The sequence below is a fragment of the Serratia sp. JKS296 genome (assembly GCF_900215445.1).
Classification (GTDB): domain Bacteria; phylum Pseudomonadota; class Gammaproteobacteria; order Enterobacterales; family Enterobacteriaceae; genus Serratia; species Serratia marcescens.
In genome coordinates, this window is sequence record NZ_OCMX01000001.1 from 824,537 (window position 1) to 840,557 (window position 16,021).

At 60.6% G+C, this 16,021-nt stretch carries 16 protein-coding genes and 1 other RNA gene; 7 read left to right on the top strand and 10 right to left on the bottom strand.

Annotated features, from left to right (window positions below):
- Positions 1 to 10 precede the first annotated feature (10 nt).
- The 6 genes from CRO23_RS03915 to CRO23_RS03940 form a co-directional block, all read right to left on the bottom strand.
- Positions 11 to 481, bottom strand: coding sequence for a YhcH/YjgK/YiaL family protein (locus CRO23_RS03915; protein ID WP_016930018.1), 471 nt, complete (start codon positions 479 to 481; stop codon positions 11 to 13).
- 13 nt (positions 482 to 494) lie between these two features.
- The gene (gene yiaK, locus CRO23_RS03920; protein ID WP_097101419.1) at positions 495 to 1,493 is read right to left on the bottom strand and encodes a 3-dehydro-L-gulonate 2-dehydrogenase; all 999 of its coding nucleotides are present in this window, start codon (positions 1,491 to 1,493) and stop codon (positions 495 to 497) included.
- Between the two features lie 256 nt (positions 1,494 to 1,749).
- On the bottom strand, positions 1,750 to 2,625 hold the full coding sequence (locus CRO23_RS03925; protein WP_016930016.1) for an SMP-30/gluconolactonase/LRE family protein: 876 nt from the start codon (positions 2,623 to 2,625) through the stop codon (positions 1,750 to 1,752).
- Positions 2,622 to 3,722, bottom strand: a complete 1,101-nt coding sequence (locus tag CRO23_RS03930) for an ABC transporter substrate-binding protein (RefSeq protein WP_016930015.1) — start codon at positions 3,720 to 3,722, stop codon at positions 2,622 to 2,624. The genes CRO23_RS03925 and CRO23_RS03930 overlap by 4 nt, the downstream gene beginning before the upstream one ends.
- Positions 3,723 to 3,736: 14 nt before the next feature.
- Entirely contained in the window at positions 3,737 to 4,819 is a 1,083-nt protein-coding gene (locus CRO23_RS03935; protein WP_016930014.1) for an ABC transporter permease, read from the bottom strand.
- Positions 4,812 to 6,365, bottom strand: coding sequence for a sugar ABC transporter ATP-binding protein (locus tag CRO23_RS03940; RefSeq protein ID WP_016930013.1), 1,554 nt, complete (start codon positions 6,363 to 6,365; stop codon positions 4,812 to 4,814). The genes CRO23_RS03935 and CRO23_RS03940 overlap by 8 nt, the downstream gene beginning before the upstream one ends.
- 374 nt (positions 6,366 to 6,739) lie before the next feature.
- Here CRO23_RS03940 and CRO23_RS03945 point away from each other — a divergent pair, with 374 nt between their 5' ends.
- The 3 genes from CRO23_RS03945 (at position 6,740) to CRO23_RS03955 (ending at position 9,154) form a co-directional block, all read left to right on the top strand.
- On the top strand, positions 6,740 to 7,558 hold the full coding sequence (locus CRO23_RS03945; protein ID WP_033632146.1) for an IclR family transcriptional regulator: 819 nt from the start codon (positions 6,740 to 6,742) through the stop codon (positions 7,556 to 7,558).
- A gap of 125 nt (positions 7,559 to 7,683) precedes the next feature.
- Positions 7,684 to 8,301 carry an arginine exporter ArgO gene (gene argO, locus CRO23_RS03950; protein WP_004931603.1) on the top strand — a complete coding sequence of 206 codons (618 nt, stop codon included), beginning with the start codon at positions 7,684 to 7,686 and terminating at the stop codon, positions 8,299 to 8,301.
- A gap of 121 nt (positions 8,302 to 8,422) precedes the next feature.
- Positions 8,423 to 9,154 carry an oxidative stress defense protein gene (locus tag CRO23_RS03955; RefSeq protein ID WP_004931607.1) on the top strand — a complete coding sequence of 244 codons (732 nt, stop codon included), beginning with the start codon at positions 8,423 to 8,425 and terminating at the stop codon, positions 9,152 to 9,154.
- A gap of 48 nt (positions 9,155 to 9,202) precedes the next feature.
- On the opposite strand, the gene CRO23_RS03960 is transcribed toward CRO23_RS03955, so the two are convergent.
- Complete coding sequence (locus CRO23_RS03960) at positions 9,203 to 10,096, bottom strand: LysR family transcriptional regulator ArgP (RefSeq protein ID WP_004931613.1); 894 nt, start codon at positions 10,094 to 10,096, stop codon at positions 9,203 to 9,205.
- A 204-nt stretch (positions 10,097 to 10,300) separates the two neighbouring features.
- Between CRO23_RS03960 and rpiA the strand changes: the two genes are divergently transcribed.
- The gene (rpiA, locus tag CRO23_RS03965) at positions 10,301 to 10,957 is read left to right on the top strand and encodes a ribose-5-phosphate isomerase RpiA (RefSeq protein ID WP_004931614.1); all 657 of its coding nucleotides are present in this window, start codon (positions 10,301 to 10,303) and stop codon (positions 10,955 to 10,957) included.
- 292 nt (positions 10,958 to 11,249) lie between these two features.
- Positions 11,250 to 12,488: a phosphoglycerate dehydrogenase gene (serA, locus tag CRO23_RS03970; RefSeq protein ID WP_028127697.1), complete on the top strand. Its 1,239-nt coding sequence runs from the start codon at positions 11,250 to 11,252 to the stop codon at positions 12,486 to 12,488.
- A 48-nt stretch (positions 12,489 to 12,536) separates the two neighbouring features.
- Here the strand turns inward: serA and CRO23_RS03975 are convergent, their stop codons facing one another.
- The 3 genes from CRO23_RS03975 to zapA form a co-directional block, all read right to left on the bottom strand.
- On the bottom strand, positions 12,537 to 13,145 hold the full coding sequence (locus CRO23_RS03975) for a 5-formyltetrahydrofolate cyclo-ligase (RefSeq protein ID WP_049300360.1): 609 nt from the start codon (positions 13,143 to 13,145) through the stop codon (positions 12,537 to 12,539).
- Positions 13,146 to 13,197: 52 nt separating this feature from the next.
- A non-coding RNA gene (gene ssrS / locus CRO23_RS03980) (6S RNA) lies at positions 13,198 to 13,380 on the bottom strand.
- 40 nt (positions 13,381 to 13,420) lie between these two features.
- Positions 13,421 to 13,750, bottom strand: a complete 330-nt coding sequence (zapA, locus tag CRO23_RS03985; RefSeq protein ID WP_004931621.1) for a cell division protein ZapA — start codon at positions 13,748 to 13,750, stop codon at positions 13,421 to 13,423.
- Positions 13,751 to 14,069: 319 nt separating this feature from the next.
- Between zapA and CRO23_RS03990 the strand changes: the two genes are divergently transcribed.
- Both CRO23_RS03990 and pepP read left to right on the top strand, forming a co-directional pair.
- On the top strand, positions 14,070 to 14,648 hold the full coding sequence (locus tag CRO23_RS03990) for a YecA/YgfB family protein (RefSeq protein ID WP_028127696.1): 579 nt from the start codon (positions 14,070 to 14,072) through the stop codon (positions 14,646 to 14,648).
- A 55-nt stretch (positions 14,649 to 14,703) separates the two neighbouring features.
- Positions 14,704 to 16,020 (top strand): Xaa-Pro aminopeptidase, encoded by a 1,317-nt coding sequence (gene pepP, locus CRO23_RS03995; protein WP_016930007.1) that lies wholly within the window; start codon positions 14,704 to 14,706, stop codon positions 16,018 to 16,020.
- Position 16,021 lies beyond the last annotated feature (1 nt).

Here is a 16,021-nt window from a genome sequence, read left to right on the forward strand (position 1 = left end):
GTGGCGGCTATCAGGCGCTAAACGACGCCAGCGGTATCTTCACCACCACCTTGCGTATCGCGCTGGGGCGTTGGTTAATACAGGCCGGGCGATGCACGTCCTGTGGGAAAAATACCGCGAAGTTGCCGGGCCGCATCGTGAGCCAGGATTCGTCGGCCACGTCCTGATAAAACAGGATGTCGCGCTGTGCCAGCAGCTCCTGATGAACGACGTTGTCGCCGTTGTCCGCCGCTACGCCGATAAGTTCGGTGCCGCTGACCAGAAACTGCACGTCGACGTTTTGCCGGTGGACTTCCGGGCGCAGCGCGTCCGGTGGTTGGGTATGCAGATCCAGCACCTGCACCACGTAGCCGGTGGCGGGATCTTCATAGCGCCCTGCGGGCAAGACGCTGAAATCGGTGCGCTGCAAATAGGCGACGGCGTTGGCGACCGGCGTCGGGTACTGCTCGGGCGCGGTGTTGGCGATGTGGCCGAATATCATGATGATCCTCCCGTTACAGCGCCTGAATGCGCGCCCAGACTCGTTCGTCGACCGGAATGCCGTCGCGCAGGTTCTCTGCCAGAATGCGCGGGAACTTGTGGCCTGGCAGGCGAATGGCGACGTCGGGGTTGTCCCGTTCGGCGCTGGTGACGTAATCTATGATGCGCTGCAGTTTTTGATCGCGGCTGTCGCCGTCGATCAACCGGTCTATCTCAATCGCGATGAACACCTGCGAGACGCCGTATTCGTCGCGGTGATCTTCCGTCACTTCCGCCACCGAGGCGCCGCCTGACAGCAGGGTGGCGATCATGTCCAGCACGATCGACAACGCCGATCCTTTCCAGTACCCCATCGGCAAAATGCGCCGATTCTCTTCGATGGTGGCCGGATCGCGGGTCAGATGGCCGTCGTTGTCGAAGCCGCCGTCCACCGGCAGGGTTTTGCCCGCAAGCCGGTTCAGCTCCAGCGCGCCGTAGGAAAACATCGACATCGACATGTCCACCATAGTGATCGGGTTGCCGGGCACGGCGACGATCAAAGGGTTGGTGCCGATACGGCACGTTTTGGCACCCCACGGTGGCATCACGGCGATCGAGTTGGTCCAGCAAATGCCGATATAGCCTTTCTCCGCCGCCTGCCAGCCGTAACCGCCGCCGCGCATCCAGTGGTTGGCGTTGCGCAGCGCCACCAGGCCGATGCCATGATCGTCGGCCAACTGCATGGCGCGATCCATCATGCGGCGGGCGGTAAGGTTGCCGATGCCCTGGTGCGCATCCCATTGCTCGATCGCCCCCAGAGACAACAGTTTTCTGGGTTCGGAGTCCGGCACGATATCGCCGGCGTCCAGTTGCTGAATAAAGCGCGGAAAGCGGTTAACGCCGTGGGAGTAAACGCCGCTGGCGGTGGTGTCGGCGAACATGCCGGCGCAGTCGTCGGCGAGATGTTCCGCCACGCCGCGCGCCAGCAGCACGCGTTTGAATTGCTGTTTTAATTCGCTGTAACTCACTCTCATGCCGGTTCTCCGCCTGTGCGAATTGTCTGTTTTTGGTTCGCTAAATTTCAATATGCGAAATTGCATTTCAAATAAATGCTATCCCGGCGATTCAGGGAAGTCAAAGCAAGGGGGAGTAAAATTATTCATGAAAAACATGACGTTAAAATTGAGTGGTGATTTTGTGATCGCCGCCACATTTTGGTGGAGATGGCGTGCTTCAGACGTGGCAAAGCAGGGCGGATCGAAACCCACCCTGCGTCTTGCAAGACCCCGGCTAACCGCGGGTGTTCAACACCATGCGGTAGAGCGAGGTGGTGGCGGTGATATAGAGCTCATCGCCGTTCGGGCCGCCGAAGGTACAATTGGAGACGCGTTCCGGCACGCTGATTTTGTCGATCTGTCGCCCCTCTGGATCAAAGACCAGCACGCCGTCGGCGCAGCTGCAAAACAGATTGCCGGCCCGGTCGACGCAGAACCCGTCCGGGAAACCGGGCTCCACCGTGGCGAAACGGCGGCCGGCTTCCAGCTCGCGGCCGTTGACCGCATAGACGCGCAGCTCGCGGCGGCCCAGCGTCGGGAAATCCACGATCGACATGTCCGCCACGTACAGCCATTTTTCATCCGGTGAAAACGCCAGGCCGTTCGGGCGCTGCAGGTCGCAGGCGGCGATGGTCAGCGAACCGTCGCGCGGATCGAAGCTGTAGAGGTAACAGCCGATCACCTGGCTTTCCGATTTGTAACCCTCTTCGTCGCCGATGATGCCGTAGGGCGGATCGGTGAACCACAGGGTGCCGTCGGAACGCACCGCCACGTCGTTCGGCGAGTTAAAGCGCTTGCCGTCGACGCGGTCGATCAACAGGCGCACTTCGCCATCGCTTTCGGTGCGGCTGATGCCGCGCCGCCCGTGTTCGCAGCTGACCACGCGCCCCTCGCCGTCGCGCGCATTGCCGTTGGCGTAGTGCGACGGCGAACGGTATAGGGCCAGCTCACCCCGGCGTGACCAGCGGAACATGCGATTGCCTTTCACGTCGCTGAACACCACCGCATCCTCCTGCGGCAGCCAGACCGGCCCTTCGGCCCAAATCGCCGGTGAGCACAAGCGCTCGAGCTGAGCGTGCGTGCGCAATGAATGCCGAATGCCGCCGTTCACTTCACGCCCCAGATCGCTTTGTAATGGCCCTGATAATCATTTTGCGGGTCATACAGGTTATTGGCGCCGCCGTCGGCGGCGATATTGTCGCGTGTCACCAGGTGCGCCGGCGTGACGTAGCCGGAAGGGGGCTGCTTGGCGAAGGCGCGGTTGAATTCGTCCAGCAGTTGCCAACCGTGCAGCTTCAAGGGCTCCGGCACCGTCGCCGACTGGCTGTCGCCTGACCGGATACGCTGGTAAGCGGAGATCGAACCGTCGCCGGCCGACACGTTGTAAGGCGCGTTCTTGCCGCCTTTGCCGGCGGTCTTCAGCGCCGGGGCCATAAAGTCGAAGTACAGATCGTTGATCGCCAGCGCATATTGGAATTTGTCGCCGTACTTCTGCAGCAGGCTGAAGGTCATCGCCGGCATGCGGTTGGCGGTATCGGCCAGCGGCGTGTCGATGAATTCCAGCAGCGTGCAGCCGCTGCATTTGGCGATCTCTTCTTTCATGACGTTGGCCTTGTCCAACGCGATTTGGTACAGCGAGTCGGTGAAGATCAACACGCTCGCCTTGCCGCCGGACTGAACCACCGCGTATTGCGCGGCGATGCGCGCCACTTCGTTGGAATCCGACGTGACGTTATAGAACACGTTGTATTTGGCGATGGGGCCCGGTTCCGGCACCGCGTGCCAGGCGGTCAGCACGATGCCCTGCTGTACGGCCTTTTTCAGCGGGATCTTGGCGACGTTAGGGTTCCAGCCGCCGATCACGATGCCGTCCGGTTTCTGGGCGATGGCCTGATTGAGCGATGCCAGCTGATCTTTCACCGAGCCGCCGCCGTCGAGCGTTTCCAGCTTCCAGCCGGCGGCTTTCGCCGCTTCGCTCAACCCCTGTTGCACCCCTTGCACGCCGCCGTTCTTCATGTCGGAGGCGATAAAAATGATCTTCTTGTTGGCCTGCAGCTGCGGGCCGCTGGTGGGGCCGTCCCACTGGGTAGCGCTGGCGGTGGCCTTCGCGACGGCGGCGGTGGCCTGATCGAGATAGGCGTCGGCCCAGACCGGCGATGCGGCGAGCAGCAAGGTCGTGAACCCCGGTAACAGCCAAATGCGTTTCATGGTGTGCTCCTGGTTTAAGGGTGGGTCGCTGTCTGATTGTTGTTGTCAGCCGGCGTCGCCTGGCTGCGTTGTACCGCTTTCTGATTGAGCAGCCGACGGCGTTGGGCATAGCCGGCCAGGGTGATCGACAGCAACAGCGTCGCGCCGTTGAACAGCGGTTCGACCCAGAATTCGCCGCCGAACTGCTGAATGCCGGCGATGCCGATTGCCAGAATGGCGATGCCGACCACGGTGCCCCAGACGTTGACGCGCCCTGGGCGAATGGTGGTGCTGCCGAGGAAGGCGCCGACCAGCGCCGGCAGCAGATAGTCCATGCCGACGCTGGCCTGGCCGACGCCCTGTTCGGCGGCGATCAATACGCCGCTGAAACCGGTGAGCACGCTGGAGGCGATGAAGGCGCCGATGGTAAAGCGATTGACCGAGATGCCGTTCAGACGCGCCGCCGCCGGGTTGCCGCCCACCGCATACATGCAGCGGCCGAGCGGGGTATGTTCGGTGATGAGCCACAGCACCACCGCGACGATCAGCACGTAAAACGCCACGATCGGAATGCCGGCGATCTCGGTGTGGTGCAGCGCGATAAAGGCATCCGGCAAGTCGCCGACGATCTGCCGCCCGCCGGAGTGCCACAGGGCAATGGCGTACAGTACGGTGCCGGAGCCGAGGGTGGCGACGAAGCTGTCGATATCGGCCAGCGCCACCAGAATGCCGTTCAGCAACCCGTACAGCGCCGAAATCGCCAGCACCGTCAGCACCGCCATCTGCCAGGAGAAGCCGTATTCCACCTGCAGCGTGATCGCCAGGATGTGCCACAGCACAATGCCGAAGCCGACGTTAAGATCGATCTTGCCCACGATCATCGGGATGGTCGCCGCCAGCGCCAACAGGGCGATTTTGGCCTTGCTCGACAGAATCGCCTGCAGCGTCAGCATCGATGCGAAGGAGGGGGTGAGCAGTGAGAACAGCACGACCAGCGCGATGCACAGCAGCAGCAGGCCATAGCGGGTGAGAACCTGCATCAGCCACGGGCCGGCGCCGTCCTGCGCCAGGCTGACGCGCTGCTCCAGCGCGGTTGATTTAACGGATGTTTTAGACATGGCCTACCTCGGATTCTGACGTGATTGCGACGCTTTCCCCGGTGCTGGCAGAGGCCAGCTCCAATAAATTGGCGAATGACACCTGTTGATTTTTCAATTCGCCGACCACTTTCCCGCGGTTGAATACCAGCGCGCGGTTGCAAATATGGGCGATCTCCTCGAAATCGTTGGAGATCACCAGCACTGCCACGCCTTCCGCCAGGGATTTATTCAACAGGTGGTAGATTTCCGCGCGCGCGCCGACGTCCACGCCGGCGGTGGGATCTTCCAGGATCAGCAGCGGCGCCCCCAGGTGCATCCAGCGCGCCATCACCACCTTTTGCTGGTTGCCGCCGGACAGCGCGCTGATATCGATATTGACGTCCTTGGGGCGTACGTCGAACAGCTGCACCTTCCACCAACTGGCACCGATCTCCGCTCGCCGCCCGTAGCGGGAGAGCAGCCGGTGGCCGCTGGCGCAGGGGTTGATAAACAGGTTTTCACGCACGCTCATCGACATCACCAGGCTTTCACCGGTGCGATCGCCCGCCACCAGTGAAACGCCGCAGGCCATCGCCTGCTGCGGGGAACTCGCCAGATAGGGCCGATCGCGAAACCGAATCGCGCCGCCGTCGGCCTGACGCAACCCGAACAGCAGACGGCCAATCTCTTCTTGCCCGGCCCCGCGCAGGCCGGCCAACGCCAGCATCTCGCCCGGCTGCAACTCGAAGCTCACCGGACCGATGTCGCCCACCGTGACGCTATCGAGCTGCAGCACCGGCGGACGATGCTCCGGCAGCGGTTCGCGCTGATCGTCCGCCATCGCTTCGCCAACGATGGTTTGCACCAGATCGCGCAGCGAGTAGTCGGCGGTGCGGCCGCCGGCGACATAGCGCCCGTCGCGCATCACGCAGACTCGATCGGCGATTTCGATCACTTCGTCCAAACGGTGGGTGACGTAAATCATGCCGACCTTTTTGGCGCGCAGCCGGTTGATCACGGCGAACAGATGACGCACGTCGTTGGCGGGCAGGGAGGCGGTCGGTTCATCCAGCACCAGCAGCTCGGCGTTGACCGCCACCGCGCGGGCGATCGCCAGCAGCGATTTTTCGGTGCGCGACAGTTCGAAGACGCGCGCATCGGGATCGAGCGCGATGCCGACGTCTTGCAGCGCCTGCGCCGCCCGGCGGCGAATGGCGCGCCAGTCGATCAACCCAAAGCGGCGGGGAAACCCCATCACCAGCGCCATGTTTTCCGCCACCGTCATCCATTCGATCAGGCCGAGATCCTGATGAATAAAGGCGATCGGCTGGCGGCTGGCGCTTTTTATCGCGGCGGCGGAGGCGATGCTTGCGCCCTGAAAACGAATATCGCCGCCGTCGCGCGGGTAGACGCCCGCCAGCACTTTGATCAGCGTCGATTTGCCGGCGCCGTTTTCGCCCAGCAGCGCCAGAACTTCGCCCGGCATCACCTGCAGGCTGACGTCGTTGACCGCCACGTTGCCGCCAAATCGTTTGACGATGTGGCTGAGGGTAAGGATGGGTTGTGCCGCATTATCGATAGTCATGTGATGCGCCCCTGGTGTTGCGCCCGTGCGAAGATGCCGGGCAAATCAGCTAAACCGCTGGTGAGTATCTGGCCTTTAAATTTCAACATGCGAAATTCAATTTCAAAAATAATATGACGTTCGTTGCGCTAAATCAAAGGCGATGAGGTTTTAATTGCTGTTATTAAACAATGGGTTATTTTTCACTTTGCGGAAGTGTGACCGATGGCTCACTTCAATGCGGGGGAAATATTGCGGATTTTTGGCCCGCTGCGGACAATGAAACGGCGTTCCGTCTTCACCTGATGCGGGCCTTGGGGTAACATGCCCGGCAAAGAGCCTGCTGACTTCGCCGCAGCGCCGGTTGGCGGTTCGACACTGGAGAGATTTTCGCTATGAGCCTGAAAGCCGTCGACGAGAAAGATGACAAGAAAGACAAACCGCTGGGCAGCCAAAGCCTGTTCCGCGGTTTGCAGTTGATTGAGATCCTGAGCAATTTTCCCAACGGGTGCCCACTGGCGCATCTGTCTGAGCTGGCCGGCATGAACAAGAGCACGGTGCACCGTCTGCTGCAGGGGTTGCACACCAGCGGCTATGTGACCCAGGCGCCGTCGCCGGGCAGCTACCGCCTGACCACCAAGTTCATTTCCATCGGCCAGAAGGCGCTGTCGTCACTCAACATCATCCACGTGGCTGCGCCGCATTTGGAGCAGCTGAACCTGGAAGTGGGGGAGACGGTCAACTTCTCCAGCCGCGAAGACGATCACGTCATCCTGATCTACAAGCTGGAGCCGACCACCGGCATGATGCGCACTCGCGCTTATATCGGCCAGCATATGCCGCTGTACTGTTCGGCGATGGGTAAAATCTTCATGGCCTACGGCAACGACGATTATCCGGCTCACTACTGGCAGACTCACCAGCAGGAGATTCAGACGCTGACGCGCAATACCATTACCGAGCTGCCGAAGATGTATGAGGAACTGGCCGATATTCGCCAACGCGGCTTGGCGATGGATCGCGAGGAAAACGAGCTGGGGGTCTCCTGCGTGGCGGCACCGGTGTTCGATATTCAACAGCGCGTGCCTTATGCGGTGTCTGTTTCTCTGCCGACCGCCAAGCTGCAGCAGATCGGCGTCAAAAGCCTGATCAAACCGGTGCTGGCCACCGCGCAACGCATCTCGCAGGAGCTGGGGTTCGTCACGCCGATTTGAGTATTAGCTCTGCTGATGCTGGATTAGAAACATCAATTTCAACTAATGATCGCTTCCTCGTATGATGCGCGTGTTGACCGATACGCGCCCACGTCCGGCGCCTTTTATCATTCGAGGAATCTCCCATGTTAGCCGTCTTCCTGCAGGGTTTTGCCCTGAGCGCCGCCATGATCCTGCCGCTGGGCCCGCAGAACGTATTCGTGATGAATCAGGGCATTCGCCGTCAGTATCATCTGATGATCGCCTCATTGTGCGCACTGAGCGATATCGTGCTGATCTGCGCCGGTATTTTCGGCGGCAGCGCGTTGCTGACCCGCTCGCCGCTGCTGTTGGCGCTGGTCACCTGGGGCGGTGTGGCGTTTCTGCTGTGGTACGGCTGGGGCGCGTTCCGTTCCGCCTTCAGCCCGCAACCGGCGCAGGCCGCGGCGCAGGAGCTGGCGCAGAGCCGCTGGCGCATCGTGGTCACCATGCTGGCGGTCACCTGGCTGAATCCGCACGTCTATCTGGACACCTTCGTGGTGCTCGGCAGCCTGGGCGGACAGCTGACGGCGGATGTGCGCTCCTGGTTCGCGCTTGGCGCGGTCAGCGCGTCGGCGGTGTGGTTCTTCGGCCTGGCGCTGCTGGCCTCCTGGCTGGCGCCGTGGCTGAATACGCAGCGGGCGCAGCGCATCATCAATGCGCTGGTCGGGCTGGTGATGTGGGGCATCGCGCTGCAGCTGGCCTGGCAGGGGGCAAATTTATAAGAATTTGTCACTAATCCGAATTCAAAACGCCGTGCGATATGCTACGTTTGATGCCAGGAATCCGGCGGTTCTCGCAGGGAAAAGCCGGCGATCAGAGACAGCCTGTCATTAAGGAGACACTGTGAAGCTAAAAGCATTGGCTATGGCCGCAATGGTCGGATTAGGGACGTTACCGATGGCGCTGCAGGCGGCTGAAGTGCCTGAAGGGCCGCACGTCGTCACCTCCGGCACCGCCAGCGTGGACGCCACGCCGGATATCGCCACCCTGGCGATCGAGGTGAGCGTTTCCTCCAAAGACGCCGCTCAGGCGAAGAAGCAGGTAGACGAGCGCGTGGCGCAGTACTTTGATTTCCTGCAGAAAAACAACATCGAGAAAAAAGACATTAGCGCCGCCAACCTGCGCACTCAGCCGGAATACGACTACCTGAAAACCGGCGAGTCGGTGCTGAAGGGCTACCGGGCGGTGCGCCAGGTGCAGGTCACTCTGCGCCAGTTGGACAAGCTGAACGAGTTGCTGGACGGCGCGCTGAAATCCGGCCTGAACGAGATCCGCGCGGTGGAGCTGGGCGTCGCCAAACCGGACGTATATCGCGAGCAGGCGCGGCAAAAAGCGATCGAGAACGCGACTCAGCAGGCCGAATCCCTGGCCAAAGGCTTCCATGCCAAGCTGGGGCCGGTGTACAGCATTCGCTACCGGGTCGCCAACTATCAGCCGATGCCGGTGGCGCGGATGTATAAGGCGGCCGGCGCGGCGGCGGAAAACGACGCGGCGCAAACCTATGAACAGCAAAGCATTCACTTCGACGATCAGGTGGATGTGGTGTTTGAGCTGCAGCGCAACGCCGCGCAGTAAGGGCGTTGTATTGAAGAAAAGGTTCGCGACGGCGAACCTTTTTTCGTTTTAATCCTGGCGCAATACCTGGTGGCCGTGTTCCAGCAACGCGTCGGTCACTTTTCGCATCATGCGGCTTTCCGGCGCGAAGCGGTGCCAGTACAGCATGCGGCGCTGGTACAGCCCCGGCGTCAGATCGATCAGTTCACCGGATGCCAGCTCCTTTTCGATCTGCAGATGCGGGATCATGCAGCAGGTGGTGCCCTGACGCGCCAGCTGGACGAAGGCTTCCGATGAGTTCACGATGTGGCAGGGCACGCTGCCCGGCGACAGATCGAAGTTCTGCTGCAGGAATGCCTGGTGCATGTCGTCGAGATGGTCGAAGGCCACCGCCGGCGCTTTCAGCAGCGCGGAACGGGTGACGCCGTTCGGGAAATAGCGCTCGGCGAAGCCGCTGGAGGCCACGAACAGGTAGTCCAGCGCCCCCAGCCGATCCACCAGGCAGCTCGGCAGCGGCTGCGGCTGAATACTCACCGCGCCCACCACCTCACCGCGGCGCAGCCGCTCCTGGGTGCGGGTTTCATCTTCCACCTGCAGATTCAGACGAATGGGGGAGTCCGCCAGCACCGGCTTCAGCGCCGGCAGCAGCCAGGTCGCCAGACTGTCGGCGTTGACCGCCAGCGACAGCAGCAGCGGCGTATCGACGCCGGTGTCATTGCCGAGCCACTCTTCTTCCAGCAGCTCCACCTGATGCAGCAGCGCCAGCAGCTTTTGCCCTTGTTCGGTCGGGCGCGGCGGCACGGTACGAACCAGCAGCGGTTGGCCGAACAGGTTTTCCAGCTGTTTGATGCGTTGGGATACCGCCGATTGCGTGATACAGAGTTTTTGCGCGGCGCGCTCGAAGCCGCGCTCACGGATCACCGCGTCCAGCGCTTGCAGCGTACGATAGTCTGGGCGTTTCATCGGAAAGATATCCCTTAAATTAGAATGATACCGGCACTATGCCACATTTTACGCATGGCGCAGGTGGAAAAATCACGCCCCCAGCTCGCCGCCAAGCGGGTAAAAATGCGGGCTGCGGTAAATAAGTGTGATCCTGCCGGCGTGAAAAACAGCGTTTTACCCTATAATACGCACACGTTTTCGTACAGAGGCAAGGGACATATTATGACGCAGGATGAACTGAAAAAAGCGGTGGGCTGGGCGGCGCTGGAATACGTGACGCCGGGCACCATCGTCGGGGTCGGCACCGGCTCTACCGCCGCCCACTTTATTGACGCGCTGGGCTCCATCAAGCACCAGATCGAAGGCGCGGTGTCCAGCTCCGATGCCTCCACCGCCAAGCTGAAAAGCCTCGGCATCCACGTGTTCGACAGCAACGAAGTGGACTCGCTCGATATCTACGTGGACGGCGCGGACGAAATCAACGGCCATATGCAGATGATCAAGGGCGGCGGCGCGGCGCTGACGCGCGAGAAGATCATTGCCGCCATCGCCAAGAAATTCATCTGCATCGTCGACGCCAGCAAGCAGGTGGACGTGCTGGGCAAGTTCCCGCTGCCGGTGGAAGTGATCCCGATGGCCCGTTCCTATGTGGCGCGTGAGCTGGTGAAACTGGGCGGCCTGCCGGAGTATCGCCAGAACGTGGTGACCGACAACGGCAACGTGATCCTCGATGTGCATAACTTGAGCATCACCGACGCCGTGGCGCTGGAGAACAAGATCAACGGCATCGCCGGCGTGGTGACCGTGGGGCTGTTCGCCAACCGCGGCGCGGACGTGGCGCTGGTCGGCACCCCGGAAGGCGTGAAAGTGGTCAAATAAACTTCTGCCGGCTGTGGCCCGGCAGTGCCGGGCCGCATAATTCTTCGGTTAAAATATCTTTTCTGAAAAACGGCAAATTTGGTGACTTATGTCACATTGTGAAAACTGACTCCCCAAAGCTTCTGCCGAAAACTTTCCCTATGGCATTTTCTGCCGTAAACCGCCATCAACGCTGCGCCTTGTCCTGCCGGGCAGGCAATCGTTTGTATTGCCGCCCGCGTTATTTTTGTTATGTTGGATGGGAGCTGTGTCGTCACAGCCGCTTCTGAAGTCTGAACATAGGGTCGGGTAAATGGCAAAAGTATCATTGGAGAAAGACAGGATTAAATTCCTGTTGGTGGAAGGGGTTCATCAGAGCACGGTCGATAATTTACGTGCCGCCGGTTATACCAACATCGAATACCACAAGGGTGCGTTAGACACCGAATCGCTGAAGGCATCCATCCGCGATGCACACTTCGTCGGCATCCGATCGCGCACGCATCTGACCGAAGAGGTGTTCGCCGCCGCAGAAAAACTGGTGGCGGTGGGCTGCTTCTGCATCGGCACCAACCAGGTTGAGCTGAAAGCGGCGACCAAACGCGGTATTCCGGTCTTCAACGCCCCCTTCTCCAATACCCGATCCGTGGCCGAAATGGTGCTGGGCGAGCTGCTGTTGATGCTGCGCGGCATTCCGGCCGCCAACGCCAAGGCGCACCGCGGCGTGTGGCACAAACTGGCCGTGGGCTCCTATGAGGCGCGCGGCAAAAAGCTGGGCATCATCGGCTACGGCCATATCGGCACCCAATTGGGCATTCTGGCCGAAGGGCTGGGCATGAAGGTGTTCTTCTACGACATCGAGAACAAGCTGCCGCTGGGCAATGCGCAGCAGGTGCGCCATCTGTCCGATTTGCTCAATATGAGCGACGTGGTGACGCTGCACGTGCCGGAAACGCCATCGACCAAAAATATGATGGGGGCGGAAGAGCTGGCGCTGATGAAACCGGGCGCCATTCTGATCAACGCCTCGCGCGGCACCGTGGTGGATATTCCCGCGCTGTGCGACGCGCTGGCCAGCAATCACCTGGCGGGCGCGGCGATCGACGTCTTCCCGGAAGAGCCTGCGACCAACAGCGATCCGTTCAACTCGCCGCTGTGTGAGTTCGACAACGTGCTGCTGACGCCGCACATCGGCGGTTCCACGCAGGAAGCGCAGGAGAACATCGGCGACGAAGTGGCCGGCAAGCTGGCGAAATACTCCGACAACGGATCGACTCTGTCCGCCGTCAACTTCCCGGAAGTGTCGCTGCCGGCGCATGGCCCGAACGCCAGCCGCCTGCTGCACATCCACGAAAACCGTCCGGGCGTGCTGACGCAGATTAACCAGATCTTCGCCGAAGAGGGGGTTAACATCGCCGCGCAGTATCTGCAAACCGGGCCGGAAATCGGCTATGTGGTGATCGACATCGAAGCGGAAACCGCGCGCGCCGACGCCGCGCTGCAGCGCATGAAGGCCATCGACGGCACCATCCGCGCCCGCCTGCTGTTCTGATTCGGCGGCATGCCGCAACGAAAAAGGCCGGAGCGATCCGGCCTTTTGCTATTTGGGCTCATGCCACGCCCAGCTGCAGAGCGGGGTGAGGATTTCCGGCAGCGGGATATCCCAATGTTCGGTCGGCAGGTGCTCCACCTGCTGGCAATCATGGGCCAGGCCGATGGGATAGGGGCCGCCGCTGCGCCAGTTTTGCAGGGTGCGATCGTAAAAGCCGCCGCCCATGCCCAGACGCTGCCCGGTATGATCGAACGCCACCAGCGGCGTCAGCACCACCTCCAGTTCACCCAGCGGCAACACCTGGCGCACATCGAGGCGCGGTTCGAGAATATTGAAGCGGTTGCGCACCAGCGGCGTTTCCGGCGCATAGCGCAGGAACAGCAGGTGGCCTGGGCTGAACGGATGCAGCACCGGCAGGTAAACCCGTTTGCCGAGCGTCCACAGCCGCTCGATCAGCGGCCCGGTATCGAGTTCGCCGTCAAACGACAAAAACACCGCGATGCTGTGCGCCGCCTGAATGCGTTCATGCGCGACGAGGCGTTCGGCTATCTTGTCTGCGGCAAAGCGTTGCTGGCCCGGCGTAAGCTCGCGCCGACGTTGGCGAATGAGTTGACGAATGGCTTGGCGCTGCTGCGCGAATTGGGGTTGAAAAGACATCGTATCAGGCTTGCTCAGTGTGGCGTTCAGCACACATAAACCGCTGAGAAGGGGAATCTCCGAGATGCCGTCGCAGGCTGTAACCCTTGAACCCATGGTTCAAGGTGAACGTGCCGTCGCAATCTTAAGGCTTCTCGGCGCACCGAGCGTGCTCACCGATCGCGGAGCAACACATTCTGTTTGTACTAAATATCGGCTCAGGGGACTGGCCCGCTGGCGAACATCTCAGAGAAATTTTGTACTCGTTGCCGAAACTTTGATTTCAACAACTTAAGTTATTCGAATTGTGCATCCTGACGTTCAGAGATGCGACCTTGTTCAAGCAGCGCTTGTTCAATGGTCTGCTGCAGCATCCGTATGCGTTGTTCCATATTGGACGCATAGTCACGGGTTTTCAACCGTTCTTGAGCAAGTTCGTGACAGACGTTCAATGCCGCGATGAAAACCAGTTGCTCAGTATTGGAGACTCTAGTGCGAACTTTAAGATCTTGCAACCGCTGGTTAAGATCGTCCGCCGCCATATTCAACGCATCTTGTTGTTCTGGCGGGCAATTGACTCTTAACGAGCGGCCAAAAATTTGAATATCTACCGGTTGTGCAGACATGCCACCTTCCTGCCTAAATTTCGCGCCAGCCTTGTCCGCCCTGGCCGGGCCGTCAAAGCGGGCGCCACTATATATACCTCGGTACCAAGATACAACCCCTTTTTCAGTACCTGGTTGTAATCTACTGTGGCGCACATTGCCAGTCAAAAAAGGGTTTCAAAATGCGTATTTACCGCACTTTCGCCACCCGCCGGCGCAGTGTGAAACCTGCCACATCGCGATTATAACTAGCCACTGAGGTGTCGCGCTTATCTGGTATAGCGACGGACCTTGGTGGTAGCATAACACGAACTTATCCTGCCAACGATGACGAATGCGCATGTCTATACAGAATACATTTCCAAGTTACCAATCTTTAACCGTGGCCCTCAACCAGCAGTCGGTGGCGTTGACCGCGGCAGAAATGCACGGCCTGATCAGCGGCCTGCTGTGCGGCGGCAGCCGTGACGCCGGCTGGCAGGCGCTGGTGCACGATCTGACCAACGAAGGCGTCGCCTTCCCGCAGGCGCTCAGCCAACCGCTGCAACAGCTGTATGAAGCGACGCGCGACACGCTGGAAGATGACGAATTCCTGTTCCAACTGATGCTGCCCGAAGGGGAGATCGTCAGCGTGTTCGATCGCGCCGACGCGCTGGCCGGTTGGGTCAACCACTTCCTGCTCGGGCTGGGCATGATGCAGCCGAAGCTGGCCCAGGTGAAAGACGAAGTCGGTGAAGCGATCGACGACCTGCGCAACATCGCGCAACTGGGCTACGACGAAGACGAAGATCAGGAAGAATTGGAACAGTCGCTGGAAGAAGTGGCGGAGTATGTGCGGGTCGCCGCCATCATGTGCCACGGCGAATTCGCCCGTCACAAGCCGACGGCACCGGAAAACATCAAACCGACGTTGCACTAAACGTTTTATCGCCCCTCCGCCGGCGGTGCGGATGGCATGATTTCAGGAGAAGGCAATGACTCAGCAGGAATTCAACAACCGCCGCCAGGCGCTGTTGGCGAAAATGGCGCCGGCCAGCGCGGCGGTTATTTTCTCTGCGCCGGAAACGACGCGCAGTGCAGATTCAGACTATCCCTACCGGCAGAACAGCGACTTTTGGTACCTGACCGGCTTCAATGAGCCCGAAGCGGTGCTGGTGCTGATTAAAAGCGATGAAACGCACAACCACAGCGTGTTGTTCAACCGGGTGCGCGATTTGACGGCGGAAATCTGGTTTGGCCGCCGCCTGGGGCAAGACGCCGCGCCGGCGAAGCTGGGCGTGGATCGCGCGCTGCCGTTCGATGAAATCAATGACCAACTGCACCTGCTGCTCAACGGCCTGGATGCGGTCTACCACGCGCAGGGCGAATACGCCTATGCCGATCAGATCCTGTTCGGCGCGTTGGACAAGCTGCGCAAGGGGTTCCGCCAGAATCTGCAGGCGCCGGCCACCGTTACCGACTGGCGGCCGTGGCTGCACGACATGCGCCTGTTCAAATCGCCGGAAGAGCTGGCGGTGATGCGCCGCGCCGGTGAGATCAGCGCGTTGGCGCATACCCGCGCGATGGAAAAATGCCGCCCGGGCATGTTCGAATACCAGCTGGAAGCGGAAATTCATCATGAATTCACCCGCCTCGGCGCCCGTTATCCGTCTTACAACACCATCGTCGGCAGCGGCGAAAACGGCTGCATCCTGCACTACACCGAGAACGAGAGCCAGATGCGCGACGGCGATCTGGTGCTGATCGACGCCGGTTGCGAGTACCAGGGGTACGCCGGCGACATCACCCGCACCTTCCCGGTCAACGGCAAGTTCAGCCGGCCGCAGCGCGCGGTGTACGACATTGTGCTGGCGTCGCTGCAGCGCGCTTTGGAACTGTTCAAACCCGGCACCAGCATCCGCGAAGTCAATGACGAAGTGGTGCGCATCATGGTGGTCGGGCTGGTGGAGCTGGGCGTATTGAAAGGTGAAGTCGATCAATTGATCGCCGAGCAGGCCCACCGTCAGTTCTTTATGCACGGGTTGAGCCACTGGTTGGGGCTCGATGTGCATGACGTCGGCCACTACGGCACGCCGAGCCGCGATCGGCTGCTGGAGCCGGGCATGGTGCTGACCGTGGAACCGGGGCTGTACATCGCACCGGATGCGGACGTGCCGGAGGAATACCGCGGCATTGGCATCCGCATCGAGGACGACATCGTGATCACCGCCGACGGCAATGAAAACCTGACCGCCACCGTAGTGAAAGATGCCGATGCCATCGAAGCGTTGATGGCGGCGGCAAGGTCATAGC